The following is a 15,729-nucleotide window of genomic DNA, read 5'->3' as shown; positions in this document are numbered from 1 at the left end:
TTCGCGATGCCGGGCGCTCAGTGCATCAGCGTCGGTGCGCGATCCATGTCCTCCTCGACGAGCGGGGAGGCGATCTTCTTGCGGGGCAGGAAGAACGCGGGGATCACGGTCACTGCGACCAGCACCGCGGAGACGATGAACGTCTGTCCGAATGCGCTTGCCGCCCAGTCGAACCACTGGTGGTCGATCTGTGCCGGTGCCTGCCCGGCCTTGACCGCTGCCTGGTACTTGTCCGGGGCCGCGTTCGAGCTGATCGCCAGCAGCGATTCCGGGTGCGACTTGAACATGTTGGCCAGGACGACCGAGATCACGGCGGTGCCGATCGACGACGAGGTCTGCTGGACCACGTTCATCAACGTCGAACCGTCGGGCACCTGCGAGTTGCTCAGGGTCGCCAGGGCAGCCGACATGATCGGCATCATCGTCATGCCCATGCCGAGGCCCTGCACGAACAGCGCCAGGCAGACCGCCCAGTAGGGCGTGTCGGCACCGAGGAAGACGAAGTAGCCCATGCCGAGGAAGATCAGCACGATGCCGCCGAGGACGAACTTGCCCGGTCCCATCTTGTCGGTGAGGCGACCGGCGATCGGCATGGTGAGCATCGCGCCGAGGCCCTGCGGCGCCAGCAACAGGCCGGCCATCAACGTGGACTCGCCACGCACACCGATGAAGTACTGCGGATAGAGCAGTGCCGCACCGAAGAAGGCGATCATGAAGGTCGTCATGGTGAGCACCGCGACGGTGAGGGTCTTGTTCTTGAACAGCCGCAGATCCAGCAGCGGATTCTTTGCCCGCAGTGCGTGGAAGACGAACGCGATGATCAGCACGGCACCGATGATCGTCGTGACCAGCACCTTGGTGTCCATGAACGTGCCCGCGTCGGTGCTCGAGGAGATGCCGTAGAGGAACAGCGCCAGGCCTGGCGAGAGCATCAGCAAGCCGAAGATGTCGAACGTCGGACGGGTCTTCTCCTCGTCGTCACGCAGCACCAGCCATGAATAGACGAGTGCGACGAGACCGATCGGGACGTTGATCAGGAACACCCAGTGCCAGCTGGCCTTCTCGATCAGCAGACCACCGAGGATCGGGCCGGCGATCGGGCCGAGCAGCATCGGGATGCCGAGGACGGCCATCACCGAGCCGACGCGTTCGGGACCCGCGGCCTTGGTGAGGATCATCATGCCGATCGGCATCAGCAGACCACCGCCGAGGCCCTGGATCACGCGGAAGGTGACGAGGGAACCGATGTTCCACGCGACCGCGCACAACGCCGAGCCGACGAGGAACAGAACCAGCGAGGTCATGTAGACCTTCTTGGTGCCGAAACGTGCTGCGGCCCAACTCGAGAGCGGGATGACCGCGGCCAGTGCCAGGGTGTAGCCGGTCATCGTCCAGGCGGCACCGGCGGCATTCGTGTTGAACGTCTCCTGGAAGGTGTTCTGCGCCACCGACACCACGGTCACGTCGAGGATCGACATGATGGCGCCGAGCACGACCACGCCGGCGACGGTCAGCACGTGCCGGTCGAGTTTGGTATCCGGTGGGCCGGCGTGGGCGTGATCGCCGGTGGAGGTACTGGTCATGACGAGACTCTCTGTTCGTGGGCGGTCTGTTCGTGGGCGGGACGGGTCGGATCGAAGTAGTCGGTGGGGGAGTCGATGATGGGCCGTAGCGCGTCGGTCAATGCTTCGCGGTGTGCGGCGGGCAACCGGGCCACGAAGTCGGTGATGACCTCCTGGCGGATGCTCAATTGTTCGTCGACGAAGCGTCGGCCGCCGTCGGTGAGACTGATCCGCTTGACCCGGCGGTCGGCGGGATCTTCGCGGCGGTCGACGAAGCCGAGCCGCACGAGCCGGTCGACGGTCCGTCCGGTCGCGGCGAGCGAGAGGCCGATGACGTCGGCGATCTCGTGGACCGACATCGGCACCTGGGCGTCACCGGCGGCGAATACCACTCGGATCTGCGAGAACGTGAGGTCGGTGGTGGCGAGGTCGTCCATCGCGGCGGCCTTGCCCAGACAGGTCAGTCGATCCAAGAACTCGTGCAGCGCACGGCACGCGGAATCGATGGAAGAGGACACCCGAAAAATACTAACGGCCACGCAACTATCGCGCGAACACAATTATTGGTGAGTTGTGTCATATCTCCCCGGGACGGTGAGCTGTGGCATAGCGGTCGGGACGATTACCCTCGACGGTCATGAGCAATGTGAAGAACATCCCTGTGGCCGCCCTCGATGGATCGGCACTGTCCCTCGCAGATTTCGAGGGTCCGCTGCTGGTGGTCAACGTCGCCAGCAAATGCGGTCTGACCCCGCAATACACCGGACTCGAGGAACTGGCCACGACCTACGGCGATTGTGGTCTGACCGTCGTCGGCGTGCCCTGCAACCAGTTCATGGGCCAGGAGCCCGGCAGTGCCGAGGAGATCGCCACCTTCTGCTCCACCAACTACGGCGTCACCTTCCCGCTGCTCGAGAAGACCGACGTCAACGGCGACGGACGGCATCCGCTGTATGCCGAACTGACCGCCCTCGCCGACGCCGACGGCGAGGCCGGGGACATCCAATGGAACTTCGAGAAGTTCCTCGTCGGTGCCGACGGCGAACCCGTCGCCCGATTCCGTCCGCGGACCGAACCCACCGCGCCCGAGGTCGTCGCGGCCATCGAGGCGGTGCTCTGACCGCACCGGGCATTCGCCCCAACCGGTAAGGTAACCGGTGTTCAGCCAACCTTCGACGCCCTTGTGAGACGTCGGAGAAACCGAATGGGAGCAATTGCCGATGGCACGAGTGGTGGTCGACGTGATGCCCAAGGCCGAGATCCTCGATCCGCAGGGACAAGCGATCGTCGGTGCGCTGGGGCGCCTGGGGATTGCCGGGGTCGCAGATGTCCGCCAGGGCAAGCGTTTCGAGCTCGAGGTCGACGACGCCGTCGACGACGTGACGCTGGAGAAGATCGCCGAGGAACTCCTCACCAATACGGTGATCGAGAACTTCAGCGTCTCCCGGATCTCCGGGTAGCGCCGCGATGACAGCACGAATCGGGGTCATCACCTTTCCCGGCAGCCTCGACGACGCCGACGCCGCTCGCGCCGTCCGCCTCGCCGGTGCGCAGGCCGTCGAGCTGTGGCACGGCGACGCCGACCTCAAGGGCGTCGACGCCGTCATCGTCCCGGGCGGTTTCTCCTACGGCGACTACCTGCGCGCCGGTGCGATCGCCAAATTCGCCCCGGTCATGGGATCGGTACTAGAGGCCGCGGGCAAGGGTATGCCGGTCCTGGGTATCTGCAACGGCTTTCAGGTGCTGTGCGAGGCCGGATTGCTGCCGGGCGCGCTCACGCGCAACGAGGGCCTGCACTTCATCTGCCGCGACCAGTGGTTGCGCGTCGAATCCACCTCCACCGCCTGGACCACTCGCTTCGAGCGGGGTGCGGAGATCCTGATTCCGCTCAAGTCGGGGGAAGGGCGTTACGTCGCGCCGCAGCGCAAACTCGAGGAACTCGAGGGCGAAGGCCTGATCGCGTTCACCTACGCCGGCGGCAACCCGAACGGCTCGGCCCTCGACATCGCCGGCATCAGCAGTCCGGACGGGCGGATCGTCGGACTGATGCCACATCCCGAGCACGCCACCGAGGCGCTGACCGGTCCGAGCGACGATGGCCTCGGACTCTTCTATTCGGCGATCGACGCGGTGCTCGCCAACGCGTGAGCACCACGATCCCCGTGACCGGCTGAGAACGTCTGGGAGATATGACCACACCACGCCTGTCCACCACCGCGACCGCCGCCGGTCTCGGCGCCTTCATCGACGCCTCGCCGTCGCCGTTTCATGTCTGTGCCAAGGTGGCGGAGACGTTGGCGGAGGCCGGTTTCCGACGGCTGCACGAAGATCACGAGTGGAATCTCGATGCCGCGCAGAGCCCGGATGTGGTGCCGCAGCGCCACTACGTGATCCGCGGCGGTTCGATCATCGCGTGGGATCTCGGTGACGGCAGCGACTTCCGCATCGTGGGCGGGCACACCGACAGCCCCAACCTCCGTGTCAAACAACGGCCCGACCGGGTCGGTGCCGGCGTGTCGACGGTGGCCCTCGAACCCTACGGCGGTGCCTGGCTGAACTCCTGGCTCGACCGCGACCTCGGCCTCTCCGGCCGGTTGGCCTACCGCGTGGGGGAACGCGTCGAGCACACGTTGGTGCATGTGGCCGAACCGGTGATCCGGGTGCCGCAGTTGGCGATTCACCTGTCGGCCGACCGCAAGGGCGTCACGCTCGATCCCCAGCGGCATCTCGACGGGCTGTGGTCGCTCGGTGCAGATGCGCCCGACGTGCTGAGTTGGGTAGCCGAATACGCTGCGGTGGCACCGGATTCGCTGCTCGGCTGGGAACTGATGACGCACGACGTCACGCCGTCGGGGCTGATCGGCATCGACGAGTCCATGCTCAGCGCGCCGCGCCTGGACAATCAGGGCACCTGTTACGCGGGACTGCGGGCGCTGCTCGACGGCACGTCGTCGAGCCACACGCGCGTGCTGGCGCTATTCGATCACGAGGAGGTCGGCAGCGGCTCCGAGCGGGGCGCCGCATCGGACTTGCTGGCCACGGTGCTCGAGCGAATCGTATTGTCGCGCGGCGGAACCCGCGCCGACTATCTGCAGGCGATCGCGGGCAGTGTCTGTCTGTCGGGAGACATGGCCCACGCCACCCACCCGAATTATCCGGAGCGGCACGAACCCGGCCATCACATCGCCCTCGACGGCGGTCCGGTGCTCAAGGTGAACCAGAATCTCCGCTACGCCTCGGATGCGGTGGGGGAGGCGATCTTCGCGCTGGCCTGCGACACCGCCGGCGTTCCGATGCAGCGCTACGTCCACCGCGCCGATCTGCCGTGCGGGTCGACGATCGGCCCCATCACGGCCGCGCGCACCGGGCTACGGACCATCGACGTCGGCGCCCCGCAACTGGCCATGCACAGCGCGCGCGAACTCATGGGTGCCGCCGATGTCCCGATGTATTCCGCTGCGCTCCAGGCGTTTCTGGGCGCAGAGTAGCCGCCCCCCGGCACTTGCGGGTGGGCTGTGCCCGTCAGTACCCGTGCGCAAATCCGAGGACGTCGCTGACGTAGGTCATCGAATTGTTGTAGCGCAGCACCGCCGTCGTCTGGCCGGCGACGTCGCGCAGGTTCAGGCCGCCGTCGCACAGGTAGTGCGCGGTGGTCAGGGCGGCGTCGAAGATGTTCTGTGGGTCGATCACGCCGTCGCCGTTGCCGTCGGCGCCGTACTTCTTCCAGGTCGCCGGGATGAACTGCATCGGTCCGACCGCGCGGTCGTGGACCGGATCACCGTCGATGGCTCCGCCGTCGGTGTCGGTGACGACCTCATTGCCGGCCAGCGAACCGTCGAGCGTGGGCCCGAAGATCGGATCGCGCAGACGACCGGACGAGTCGGCGTCGCCGTTGTTGGCGTGATGGGATTCGACATTCCCGATGCCCGCGATCAGTCGCCAGTCGATGCCACAGGCGGGTTGGGTGCGGGCGATGTTGTCCGCCGCTGCCTTGTAGGCGCGGTAGTTGATCGACGGCACCGCTCCGTCGGTCACGCTCGCCGGCAGTGGTGCCGTGTCGGCTCGGACCGGGGCCACCGTGGGGCCGGCTGCGGGACGGGTCGGCAGCGACGTCGGGGTGTTGGTGCGAGTCGGTGCCGACGACTGGGTGGGCGATTGTGGCGCCGATGCGGCCGCCGACGGCGGGGCCGACGCCGCGCTCCCGTGGGCGTCGTCGGTGGCGGCGGCCGCGGCTGCCGCGCATACGCCGACCATCGGGATCATTGCGGCGGCAAGCATGGACTTGCGTGAGCGCGGCAGGAATGCCGCGCGTGATTTGGAGTGCTTCCCCAACTTCGGACCTCGAATACAGACTCGGATTGCTCGCAGATCGGTACATCTCGGCCATCCCTTCCGGAAATGGGCCGCGGCCGACGGTACAGGCTTTCGTGTCCATTCCGTTATCGGTTCGTTACCGAATCTGGGAGTTCACTGAGCGCAGGCACGGCCATTGCAGGTCATGCCGACGAGTGACACCCAAATGTGAGTCCGCCCACAGCGAGGTTTGAGGTCGCGGCGGTGCTCGGTAGGAGTTCGGCTGTCAGTTCGGCGCGAAAACCCGCATGCTCGACCCCTCTCGGGCGACGAGAAAGCCGTCGACGGCATCGACCTGCCCGTTGACGTCGACCGACCAGGCGAAGCCACCCGCGGCCGGGTCGACGGCGCTGATCCGGGTGTTGCTGGCGAAGATGAGGTCCTTGCCACTCGACCCGACGCACCGCAGATTGTCGAGGTTCGCGTCGGGGTCGCCGAACTCCGGGGCGGGCAGCGAGCCGAGATGCGTGCCGTCGGCGAGTGCGTAGATCGACCGCGCCCGGCTCTTGAGGGCGAATGCCACCGCGTCGCCGCAGGGCCGGGTGTTGGCCTTGGACAGTTCTTCGTCGGAGATCTGCCACAACGCGCCCGGCCTGGCCGGATCGACCACGACATAGGTGCCCTGGGTTGCTTGCATCTGCGCGTCGCCGGTCCGCGTCAAGACGGCCAGCGTGGACGGACCGGTGAGGACGTGCATGCCGGCGACGTGCGCAACGGGTCGGGGGTCGAGGACGCCGTCGGTGACCGCATAGGAGTCGAACATGCGATGATCCGGATCGGTGTGTTCGACGGTGACACCGGTTCCGAACGCGGTGATCGTGCAGTCGGTGCAGTGCAGACGGTCGGCGCCGGATGCGGGATCGACGATGAAACGCCCGGCGTCGCTGGTGCTGATCTGCAGCAGGCCATCGTCGAGGACGGTCGCCGTGGCCGCTTGTGCGAACGATCGGGACCATAATTTGTGGCCGTCGGGGGTGAACATCGAGGCCTGGTGCCCCGACGAGGAGATCCGCAGAAAGTTCGGGCCGACCCCGGTGACCAGTTCGGTGTCCTCGAGGGGCATCCGATCACCGTGGTTGCCGTCCTCGTCGAGAAGATAGAAGCCGCGATCGAGCTCACTGTTGGCGTTGACCGCGCATCCGACGACGCCGTCGGCGGTCATCCCGCAACTGCCGGTGCCGGCCCGCAGTGGATGGTCCCACACCTGGTGCCCGTTGTCGCGGTCGAGCAACAGATAGGCCCGCCCGATCCCGGACGGGTAACTCACCAACCAGCGATCACCTCGGGTCGCGACGACCTCGATGCGATCGCCCGAGGTGTAATCGGGCAGCGTCGTGTTCGAGATCGTCCATGCCACATCGGGTTCGTGGACATACGAGCGCAGCAGACCGTAGTCGTGTCGGGTCGACGGCCGATCGGGGGTCCCGATGGCCAGGACCGCCCCCACCGCCGCGACGAGCGCCACGGCCGCGACGATGGCGACGGTGCCGATGCCGAACGGGAGTCGACGGCGCGCTCGACGAAGCGACGAGGTGAGTGCTCTCGACACCGGTCACCGTCCCCCATGGACCACTGGCACACACATGGCGACCAGTCAATCACGCGGCCATACGTGGGGAGGGTGCCGGCGCGGATCAGTCGGTGACGCGGATCAGTCGGTGGCGCGGATCAGTCGGTGACACGGATCAGTCGGTGACACGGATCAGTCGGTGACACGGATCAGTCGGTGGCGGCCAGGCCCGTCCGCAGCACCTCGGCCAGCGGAGTCGAGGAGCGCCCGATCAGTTTCTGCAGATCGGTCGAGTCGGAATCGAGGGCGCCCTTGGCGACTCCGGCATCCGAATCGGCGAGGACCGCGGCCATCGGTGCCGGTATGCCGGCATCGGTCAGGGCCGCGGCATAGTCGGCTTCGGCGAGGTCGCGGTAGCCCACCGGCCTACCGGAGATCTCTGCGATCGCCTGCGCGATCTGGGCATATGTGAGGTGCTCATCGCCGGCGAGTTCGTAGACCTCGCCGCCGGTCGCGTCGACGAGTGCCGCCGCCGCGGCGGATGCGTAGTCGAGGCGGGACGCGGCCGCGATCACTCCGTCGCCGGCGCTGCCGAACAGGGTCCCGGTCTCGACCGCCGTGGGGGCCGAGGCCAGATAGTTCTCCCAGTACCACCCGTTGCGCAAGAACACCGAGGGAATGCCGGAATCGTTGAGCAGCTCTTCGGTGGCGACATGTTCGGTCGCCAGCGAAAGCGGTGAGGTGTCGGCGCGCAGGATGCTGGTATAGGCGATCAGTGCGACGCCCGCGGCCTTTGCTGCCTCGATCACGTTGCGGTGCTGATCAACTCGCTGCCCCACCTCCGAACCGGACACCAGGAGCAGTCGCTCGACACCGGACAGTGCTGCGCGTAGAGCGCCGGGGTCGCCGTAGTCGGCGGTTCGCACGTCCACGCCTTTGGTACGCAATGGCGCCGCTTTGGCCGGATCGCGGACGATGGCGACGACATCAGCGGCGGCGACGCCCCGATCGAGCAGTGCGCGCACAGCGGCATCGCCAAGTTTTCCGGTTGCTCCGGTGACGGCGTAAGTGGTCATGACTTCTCCTATGTCCGCCGCGGGGCGGCGTTCGAGATCAACGGCTTCTCAAACATGATGCACTTACGATTAGTGCTGCGCAATAGAAACCAGGGTGCACAGACGAAAAGTTAGCGCTGGCGGTATGTCTTCCCTAGAATGACGGCCATGAGTTCTGCACTCGAGCGAGACACCGACGCCGCGGCAGGCGCGGCGGATGCCGAGGCCGCCGACGCAGGGTTGGAGGCCGACGTCTTCGCCCGCGACTGCGGATCCCGCGACATCCTGCAGAACGTGACCAGCCGCTGGGGTGTGCTGGCGCTTGCGGCACTGGCCGAGGGGGACCTGCGTTTCAGCAGCCTGCGTCGACGGGTCGACGGGGTCAGCGAGCGGATGCTGTCCCAGACGCTACAGACGCTGGAGCGTGATGGATTCGTCACACGTACTGTGCTGCAATCGATCCCGCCGAAGGTCGAGTATTCGCTCACCGACCTCGGTGTCGAGGCCGCCCAACGACTGCGGGCGCTCATCGACCTGGTCCAGGGCAATCTTGCGGTCGTCGTCGAGGCGCGGGACGCGTACGACGCGTCGCATCCCGGGCCGCGATAGCGTCGCGGCACGGGGCGGCGGCCCGCCCTCAGAACAACTGGCCGAGGTAGAACTGCGCACCCTGATCGTCGGTGCAGCGCGCCGTCATTCCGTAGGCCTGCCGTTCGGGCTCGTCGAGCACCGTGCCGCCGGCCGTGCGGACGCGGGCCACGGCGGCGTCGATGTCGGCGACGTTCCACATCGGTACGGTCATCGTGCGGTCGGCGCCACCGGCGATGCCGACCTGGGGATGTGCCCCGTCGACCTCCCAGCCGTCGCCGATTCGTCCGGCGGTGAAGCGCCAATCCAGCACCCGCCCATAGAAATCCCGGAATCGCGCGGAGTCGGGTGTGTGCACGGTGAGATACGACATCGCGCCCGGAGTGCGTGGATGCTGGTCCGGACGGGGCTCCGCGGTGCCGGGCACGTGGACGGCGAAGGCGGTGCCCTCGTCGTCGGTGGCCTCTATGACGCGGTAGCCGTCGCGCGCGACGGTGCTGACCTCACCGGCCCGGCCGCCCGCGGCGAGGATGTCGGCCCGCGCGCGATCGAAGTCGTCGACCGCGTACACGCAGTACAGCGTGCCTGCGGGCCCGTAGCCGTCACCGTCGAAGATCCCGAGCCGATGACCGATGTTGGTCACCTGGCGGGTCTGCGGGTCGTACTCCCAGCCGAGGACCGTGCCGTAGAACCTCGCCGCGCGGGCACGGTCGGGGGTCTGCAGCGACATGTAGACGATGTCGCCGGGCCGGATGCGGTCGGTGACGCCGACGGCCGAGCTCACCGGGCCGGTGAGCATCCACCGGTGTCCGAAGGGATCGACGATGGTGGCGTTGCGGCTGCCATGTGATTCGTAGACCTCGCGGGTCACCGCCGCGCCACCGCGCTGGGCGCGGACGAGTGCGGCGTCGGTGTCGTCGACCGGCAGCATCAGGCTCACCGAGACGCCGCCGGGTTGCGGTGCGCGCAGACCCATGTCGGGAAACTCGTCGGCGAGATAGACGGCGCCGCCGCCCATCTCGAGTTCGGCGTGGCCGATCCGGTTGTCGCCCATGCGGATCGGCTCACCGCGCACTCGGGCACCGAGATGATCCCGGTACCAGTCGATCGCCGCGGCGGCGTCGCGGACGGTGAGGTAGGGCAGCGCTCCGGGGCGTTCGACCGGGGACGGGGTGGTCTGCTCGGGGGCCGTCGACGACGCGGTGAGGTCGTCGATCATGGTGTCGGACATGATGATTCCTTTCGGAAGAGTGGACCCGCGCGCCAGCCGGTCCCGCAGTCGGGCGGCAAAGGCCGGGTCGGGGGCCACGGGCTCGTCCCACCCGGGTGCATCCGAGGCGCGCAACACGGTGAACGGGTCGGCGCCCGGGCCGAAGCCCGCGTCGTCGTGAATCATGCGCGTCCTCCTTCCCGGATTCGGCGGGACGGTTGGTCGGGGTAGGCCGCGCGGAAGGCCCGCTTGGCCCGGGTCAGCAGTGCTTCGGTGGCGCCGATGGTCCGGTCGAGGATCTCGGCGCACTCGGCGACGGGGAGGTCGTCGACGTAGCGCAGGGTGAGCGCCGACCGGTGGATCGGGGCCAACTGCGCGAGGGTGTGGTGGGCGACCAAGCGGTCGAGGTGCGCGTCGGCGAGATCCTCGCCGGCATGTTCGGGCAGGTTCTCGACGGGCTCGGGAGTGCGTTGCGCCCGCCGCCAGTGATCGGCGAGCTTGTGCCGCGCGACGCCGATCAGCCACGGCACGCTGGGCACGGTGCCGGGATCGCGCCGCACGGTGTCCATCGCGGCCAGAAACGTCTCCGAGGTCACGTCCTCGGCGATGCGCTGGTCGGCGCAGCGTCGCACGACGAACCCATAGACCGCGGGCAGGGCCGCGTCGTAGACCTCGAGGAGAGCCCCGGGGCCGCTGTGTTCGCCACTCACACCCTCATCGTCGTCGCCGATGCGCGAAACCCGACGCCGGATCGCGAAAAAAGTTGCCGGCGCCGGGCTCCCCGACGATTGCGGTGTGGGTCGAGCCGGTCAGGCCGGCGGGAAGGATCCGAGTCGGATCACGTTGCCGCCGAGCGCAAATGCGGTGACGTCGGTCGGCCCGCCGCTCGCGCAGCAGAATGCGTCACCGGGACGCAGCCAGCGGTATCGTACCGTCACGTAATCGCGTGTCCCGCCGGCGATCGAGGTATAGGAGTAGGGCTTGGGGTCGACGGTGCCGAGGAACCGTCCGTTGCTGAACAGCAGGACCCGCGACTGATAGGTGGCGTCGCCGACCCCGTTGCCGTTGACCAGCATCCAGTCGAGATCGCAACCGCCCGATAGCGGATTGGTGCTGGCACGGGCCGGCTCCCAGCTCCCGCCGTTGACGTCGCGCCCGATCCGGGACAGCGAGTCGCGGGCGAGCGGCGAGTTGATGTCGAAGCACAGTCCGTGGCCGCTGCCGTATGGGGCGGCCGACGCCGTGCCGGTGCCGAGTGCGGTGGCCGACACCGTGCCGGCGAGCGCACCGACCACGGCGAGGCAGAGTACGAGAAGTCGTTTGACCCTGAGCGAGATATGAGCGGGTGTCATGATGCGGCCTTCCTGGTTGTCAGGTTCCCGACCTCGGAAGTGGGCTTCCGTATGGGTGTGATCGAGGGCCGCGGCAGTCTCGTTAGCGTTGCGTAAGGATTGTCATTCGAGCGTTATACGTGCCGTCGGCCGATGTCAGGCGCGTCAGCCGGTGAAACCGTCGACGTAGGCGTCGATGTCGGCGAGATACCCGGCGCACTGCTCGTCACCGATCCAGGAGATGAGAAACGAATTGCGCGCCAGGGTGATCACCTGCTCGGTCGACAGTGAGGCATGCTCGGCGAGTGCGGTGTAGTTACCCGCCACATACGCACCGAAGTACGCCGGGTCGTCGCTGTTGACCGTGACCGGCACGCCGCGGCCGAGAAACTGCGTGATCTCGGCCGATTTCATGTCCGAGGTGACGAAACCGTTGGACACCGGACAACACGTGAGGCCCAGCCCGCGGCGGGCGACTCGTCGACCAGGTCGTCGTCCTCGACCACGTTGGTGCCGTGATCGATCCGTTCGACCCCGATCTCGAAAACCGCCTGGCGGATGTGCTCGATGCTGTCGGGCTGATCGATGTCGCAGTGCATCGTCAGGTGCAGACCGGCCGCGCGGGCCCGGGCGAAAACGTCGGCGAACTTTGCCGGCGGGTTGTCGCGCTCATCGGAATCGAGGCCGACGCCGACGACCATCGCGGTCAGCTCCGGTGACGCCAGGAGTGCGTCGAGGGTCGCCGCCGCACTGTGGTCGTCACCGTCGGCGGGCAGGTCGCGCAGGAAACACATGATCAGGGCCGCATCCACCCCGAGCCCGGCGGCGTCGACGGCGGCCCGGTGGTAACCGCCGACCACGTCGGCCAGGGGCACGCCGCGTGAGGTGTGTGCCTGCGGGTCGAAGAACATCTCCACGTGGACGACGCCCTCGGCGGCGGCCCGCTGCAGGTAGGTGTAGGCGAGGTCGTAGAAGTCCTGTTCGCGTTCGAGCACGGTCATGGCCGGGTAGTAGACCGCGAGGAAGCTCGCCAGCGAGTCGAACCGATAGGAGGCGCGGACGTCCTCGATCGTCGTCTGGTCCAGACGGACACCATTGCGCTGCGCCAACGCCAGTTTCAGTTCCGGTTCCAGCGTGCCCTCGAGGTGCACATGGAGCTCGGCCTTGGGGAGTCCGGCGACGAATGCGGGCGTGGGCGTGGCAGGTGCGGGCATGACCGTCACCCTATGAGCAAGCGGCCGGCGCCGCGCCGCCACCTGCGTTCGCTCTGGGCGTAGCCCTGGGCGCGCCGGGCCGGAACATGCCCGTGTGCTGGGCGGTTGTACCGCGCAGACTCCCGTCGTCGGCGTCTGATCGATGACTTCTGGTGGGCGTTAACTGCAGGTGCACACCGCACGACCTCTAGAGTGGAACCAAGCTGGTCGTCGTGTAGCCCGACACCATCTGCAGTGGTCGCCCATCAAGGTCACCGATCACGGTGGTGACACCGGAACGCGGGCGACCGGGGGCGAAAGCGAAATGAGGGAGAACAATGTTCGAACGGTTCACCGACCGCGCTCGGCGGGTTGTCGTGCTCGCCCAAGAAGAGGCGCGGATGCTCAACCACAACTACATCGGTACCGAGCACATCCTGCTCGGCCTGATCCACGAGGGCGAGGGAGTGGCCGCCAAGGCGCTCGAGTCGCTCGGCATCTCCTTGGAGGGCGTGCGCAGTCAGGTCGAGGAGATCATCGGCCAAGGGCAGCAGGCGCCGTCGGGGCATATCCCGTTCACGCCGCGCGCCAAGAAGGTGCTCGAGCTGTCGCTGCGCGAGGCGCTGCAGCTGGGCCACAACTACATCGGCACCGAGCACATCCTGCTCGGACTCATCCGCGAGGGTGAGGGCGTCGCCGCGCAGGTGCTCGTCAAGCTGGGCGCCGACCTCAACCGCGTGCGCCAGCAGGTCATCCAGCTGCTCTCCGGCTACCAGGGCAAGGAGCCGCAGGAGGCCGGCACCGGCGGGCGTTCCAGCGAGTCCGGCACCCCGTCGACCTCGCTGGTCCTCGACCAGTTCGGCAGAAACCTGACCGCCGCGGCGTCCGAGGGCAAACTCGATCCCGTCATCGGGCGCGAGAAAGAGATCGAGCGGGTCATGCAGGTGCTCTCCCGCCGCACCAAGAACAACCCGGTGCTGATCGGTGAGCCCGGCGTCGGCAAGACCGCCGTCGTCGAGGGGCTCGCGCAGGCCATCGTCAACGGCCAGGTGCCCGAGACGCTGAAGGACAAGCAGCTCTACACCCTCGACCTCGGTTCGCTGGTCGCGGGCAGCCGCTACCGCGGTGACTTCGAGGAACGCCTGAAGAAGGTCCTCAAGGAGATCAACACCCGCGGCGACATCATCCTGTTCATCGACGAGCTGCACACGCTCGTCGGCGCAGGTGCCGCCGAGGGCGCGATCGACGCGGCGTCCATCCTCAAGCCGAAACTCGCCCGTGGCGAGTTGCAGACCATCGGCGCGACCACCCTCGACGAGTACCGCAAGTACATCGAGAAGGACGCCGCCCTCGAGCGCCGGTTCCAGCCGGTGCAGGTCGGTGAGCCGTCGGTGGAGCACACCATTGAGATCCTCAAGGGTCTGCGCGACCGCTACGAGAGCCACCACCGCGTGTCCATCACCGACGGTGCCCTCGTCGCCGCGGCGACTCTGGCCGACCGCTACATCAACGACCGGTTCTTGCCGGACAAGGCGATCGACCTGATCGACGAGGCCGGTGCGCGCATGCGCATCCGTCGGATGACCGCACCGCCGGACCTGCGTGAGTTCGACGAGCGCATCGCCGAGGCCCGCAAGGAGAAGGAAAGCGCCATCGACGCGCAGGACTTCGAGAAGGCCGCCGGGCTGCGCGACAAGGAGAAGCAGCTCGTCGCCGAGCGTGCCGATCGTGAAAAGCAATGGCGCAGTGGTGATCTCGACGTCGTGGCCGAGGTCGACGACGAGGAGATCGCCGAGGTGCTGGGCAACTGGACCGGTATCCCCGTGTTCAAGCTCACCGAGGAGGAGACCACCCGTCTGCTTCGCATGGAGGACGAGCTGCACAAGCGGATCATCGGCCAGGAGGACGCGGTCAAGGCCGTGTCGAAGGCCATCCGCCGTACCCGTGCCGGCCTGAAGGACCCCAAGCGCCCGTCGGGCTCGTTCATCTTCGCCGGCCCGTCCGGCGTCGGTAAGACCGAGCTGTCCAAGGCGCTGGCCAACTTCCTGTTCGGCGAGGACGACGCGCTCATCCAGATCGACATGGGCGAGTTCCACGACCGGTTCACCGCGTCGCGCCTGTTCGGTGCGCCTCCCGGATACGTCGGCTACGAAGAGGGCGGCCAGCTCACCGAAAAGGTGCGCCGCAAGCCGTTCTCGGTGGTGCTGTTCGACGAGATCGAGAAGGCTCATTCGGAGATCTACAACACCCTGTTGCAGGTCCTCGAGGACGGTCGTCTCACCGACGGCCAGGGCCGCACGGTCGACTTCAAGAACACCGTGCTGATCTTCACCTCGAACCTCGGTACCGCCGACATCTCGAAGGCGGTGGGACTCGGCTTCTCCAAGGGCAACGATGCGCAGTCGAATTACGAGCGGATGAAGCTCAAGGTCAACGACGAGCTCAAGAAGCACTTCCGGCCCGAGTTCCTCAACCGTATCGACGACGTCATCGTCTTCCACCAGCTCACCAAGGACGAGATCATCCAGATGGTCGACCTGATGATCACCCGGGTCGAGACGCAGTTGCGGAACAAGGACATGGCCATCGAGGTCACCGACAAGGCGAAGGCGTTGCTGGCCAAGCGCGGCTTCGATCCGGTGCTCGGTGCGCGGCCACTGCGCCGGACGATCCAGCGCGAGATCGAGGACCAGCTGTCGGAGAAGATTCTCTTCAACGAGCTGACCCCCGGACAGATCGTGCTGGTCGACGTCGAGGGCTGGGACGGTGAGAGTGAGGGTGAAGACGCCAAGTTCACCTTCGTCGGCTCCGACAAGCCGCGCGAGCTACCCGATGCCCCCGTCGAGCTGAGCAAGGCCGGCGACGCCGGCAGCGACGCGAGCTGACGCCGGTACCCATCCATCACATCGCGAACACGCCCGCCGCAT

At 67.1% G+C, this 15,729-nt stretch carries 14 protein-coding genes and 1 pseudogene; 6 read left to right on the top strand and 9 right to left on the bottom strand.

What is annotated here, in order from left to right:
- Positions 1–17 precede the first annotated feature (17 nt).
- Together ACPXB3_RS15540 and ACPXB3_RS15535 are read right to left on the bottom strand one after the other, a co-directional pair.
- Complete coding sequence (locus ACPXB3_RS15540) at positions 18–1,583, bottom strand: DHA2 family efflux MFS transporter permease subunit (protein ID WP_425728310.1); 1,566 nt, start codon at positions 1,581–1,583, stop codon at positions 18–20.
- On the bottom strand, positions 1,580–2,080 hold the full coding sequence (locus tag ACPXB3_RS15535) for a MarR family winged helix-turn-helix transcriptional regulator (RefSeq protein ID WP_425728308.1): 501 nt from the start codon (positions 2,078–2,080) through the stop codon (positions 1,580–1,582). Before ACPXB3_RS15535 ends, ACPXB3_RS15540 begins: the two co-directional genes overlap by 4 nt.
- A gap of 119 nt (positions 2,081–2,199) precedes the next feature.
- On the opposite strand from ACPXB3_RS15535, the gene ACPXB3_RS15530 reads away from it, so the two are divergent.
- The 4 genes from ACPXB3_RS15530 (at position 2,200) to ACPXB3_RS15515 (ending at position 5,050) form a co-directional block, all read left to right on the top strand.
- Positions 2,200–2,682 (top strand): glutathione peroxidase, encoded by a 483-nt coding sequence (locus tag ACPXB3_RS15530; protein ID WP_425728306.1) that lies wholly within the window; start codon positions 2,200–2,202, stop codon positions 2,680–2,682.
- A gap of 100 nt (positions 2,683–2,782) precedes the next feature.
- Positions 2,783–3,022 (top strand): phosphoribosylformylglycinamidine synthase subunit PurS, encoded by a 240-nt coding sequence (gene purS / locus ACPXB3_RS15525; RefSeq protein WP_425728304.1) that lies wholly within the window; start codon positions 2,783–2,785, stop codon positions 3,020–3,022.
- A 7-nt stretch (positions 3,023–3,029) separates the two neighbouring features.
- Positions 3,030–3,710, top strand: coding sequence for a phosphoribosylformylglycinamidine synthase subunit PurQ (gene purQ, locus ACPXB3_RS15520; RefSeq protein WP_425705955.1), 681 nt, complete (start codon positions 3,030–3,032; stop codon positions 3,708–3,710).
- 41 nt (positions 3,711–3,751) lie between these two features.
- Positions 3,752–5,050: a M18 family aminopeptidase gene (locus ACPXB3_RS15515; protein ID WP_425728302.1), complete on the top strand. Its 1,299-nt coding sequence runs from the start codon at positions 3,752–3,754 to the stop codon at positions 5,048–5,050.
- A gap of 34 nt (positions 5,051–5,084) precedes the next feature.
- Here ACPXB3_RS15515 and ACPXB3_RS15510 read toward each other — a convergent pair whose 3' ends face one another.
- The 3 genes from ACPXB3_RS15510 to ACPXB3_RS15500 form a co-directional block, all read right to left on the bottom strand.
- The gene (locus ACPXB3_RS15510) at positions 5,085–5,894 is read right to left on the bottom strand and encodes a lytic transglycosylase domain-containing protein (protein ID WP_425728300.1); all 810 of its coding nucleotides are present in this window, start codon (positions 5,892–5,894) and stop codon (positions 5,085–5,087) included.
- Positions 5,895–6,141: 247 nt separating this feature from the next.
- Positions 6,142–7,464, bottom strand: coding sequence for a hypothetical protein (locus ACPXB3_RS15505; protein ID WP_425728298.1), 1,323 nt, complete (start codon positions 7,462–7,464; stop codon positions 6,142–6,144).
- Between the two features lie 170 nt (positions 7,465–7,634).
- Positions 7,635–8,501 (bottom strand): SDR family oxidoreductase, encoded by an 867-nt coding sequence (locus tag ACPXB3_RS15500; RefSeq protein WP_425728296.1) that lies wholly within the window; start codon positions 8,499–8,501, stop codon positions 7,635–7,637.
- A gap of 147 nt (positions 8,502–8,648) precedes the next feature.
- Between ACPXB3_RS15500 and ACPXB3_RS15495 the strand changes: the two genes are divergently transcribed.
- Positions 8,649–9,089, top strand: coding sequence for a winged helix-turn-helix transcriptional regulator (locus tag ACPXB3_RS15495; RefSeq protein ID WP_425705960.1), 441 nt, complete (start codon positions 8,649–8,651; stop codon positions 9,087–9,089).
- Between the two features lie 28 nt (positions 9,090–9,117).
- Here the strand turns inward: ACPXB3_RS15495 and ACPXB3_RS15490 are convergent, their stop codons facing one another.
- The 4 genes and pseudogenes from ACPXB3_RS15490 to add all read right to left on the bottom strand — a co-directional run bounded on the left by ACPXB3_RS15490 (position 9,118) and on the right by add (position 12,823).
- On the bottom strand, positions 9,118–10,464 hold the full coding sequence (locus tag ACPXB3_RS15490) for a VOC family protein (RefSeq protein WP_425728294.1): 1,347 nt from the start codon (positions 10,462–10,464) through the stop codon (positions 9,118–9,120).
- Entirely contained in the window at positions 10,461–10,988 is a 528-nt protein-coding gene (locus ACPXB3_RS15485; protein WP_425728292.1) for an RNA polymerase sigma factor, read from the bottom strand. Before ACPXB3_RS15485 ends, ACPXB3_RS15490 begins: the two co-directional genes overlap by 4 nt.
- Positions 10,989–11,087: 99 nt before the next feature.
- Positions 11,088–11,630, bottom strand: coding sequence for an LppP/LprE family lipoprotein (locus tag ACPXB3_RS15480; protein ID WP_425728290.1), 543 nt, complete (start codon positions 11,628–11,630; stop codon positions 11,088–11,090).
- Between the two features lie 144 nt (positions 11,631–11,774).
- Positions 11,775–12,823: pseudogene (gene add / locus ACPXB3_RS15475) on the bottom strand (adenosine deaminase).
- Positions 12,824–13,140: 317 nt separating this feature from the next.
- Between add and ACPXB3_RS15470 the strand changes: the two are divergent.
- On the top strand, positions 13,141–15,687 hold the full coding sequence (locus ACPXB3_RS15470) for an ATP-dependent Clp protease ATP-binding subunit (RefSeq protein ID WP_425705965.1): 2,547 nt from the start codon (positions 13,141–13,143) through the stop codon (positions 15,685–15,687).
- Positions 15,688–15,729: the final 42 nt, after the last annotated feature.

Source organism: Gordonia sp. DT219 (assembly GCF_049847065.1).
Classification (GTDB): Bacteria; Actinomycetota; Actinomycetes; order Mycobacteriales; family Mycobacteriaceae; genus Gordonia.
The sequence above is the reverse complement of the archived record's forward strand: the minus strand, read 5'-3'. Positions and strand labels throughout refer to the sequence as shown.

What these genes read in the sequence shown, in the direction of transcription:
- purS (WP_425728304.1), top strand. Translation starts at nt 2,783, where the DNA reads ATGGCACGAGTGGTGGTCGACGTGATGCCCAAGGCCGAGATCCTCGAT.
- ACPXB3_RS15540 (WP_425728310.1), bottom strand. Translation starts at nt 1,583, where the DNA reads ATGACCAGTACCTCCACCGGCGATCACGCCCACGCCGGCCCACCGGAT.
- ACPXB3_RS15500 (WP_425728296.1), bottom strand. Translation starts at nt 8,501, where the DNA reads ATGACCACTTACGCCGTCACCGGAGCAACCGGAAAACTTGGCGATGCC.
- ACPXB3_RS15470 (WP_425705965.1), top strand. Translation starts at nt 13,141, where the DNA reads ATGTTCGAACGGTTCACCGACCGCGCTCGGCGGGTTGTCGTGCTCGCC.
- purQ (WP_425705955.1), top strand. Translation starts at nt 3,030, where the DNA reads ATGACAGCACGAATCGGGGTCATCACCTTTCCCGGCAGCCTCGACGAC.
- ACPXB3_RS15480 (WP_425728290.1), bottom strand. Translation starts at nt 11,630, where the DNA reads ATGACACCCGCTCATATCTCGCTCAGGGTCAAACGACTTCTCGTACTC.
- ACPXB3_RS15530 (WP_425728306.1), top strand. Translation starts at nt 2,200, where the DNA reads ATGAGCAATGTGAAGAACATCCCTGTGGCCGCCCTCGATGGATCGGCA.
- ACPXB3_RS15495 (WP_425705960.1), top strand. Translation starts at nt 8,649, where the DNA reads ATGAGTTCTGCACTCGAGCGAGACACCGACGCCGCGGCAGGCGCGGCG.
- ACPXB3_RS15490 (WP_425728294.1), bottom strand. Translation starts at nt 10,464, where the DNA reads ATGATTCACGACGACGCGGGCTTCGGCCCGGGCGCCGACCCGTTCACC.
- ACPXB3_RS15515 (WP_425728302.1), top strand. Translation starts at nt 3,752, where the DNA reads ATGACCACACCACGCCTGTCCACCACCGCGACCGCCGCCGGTCTCGGC.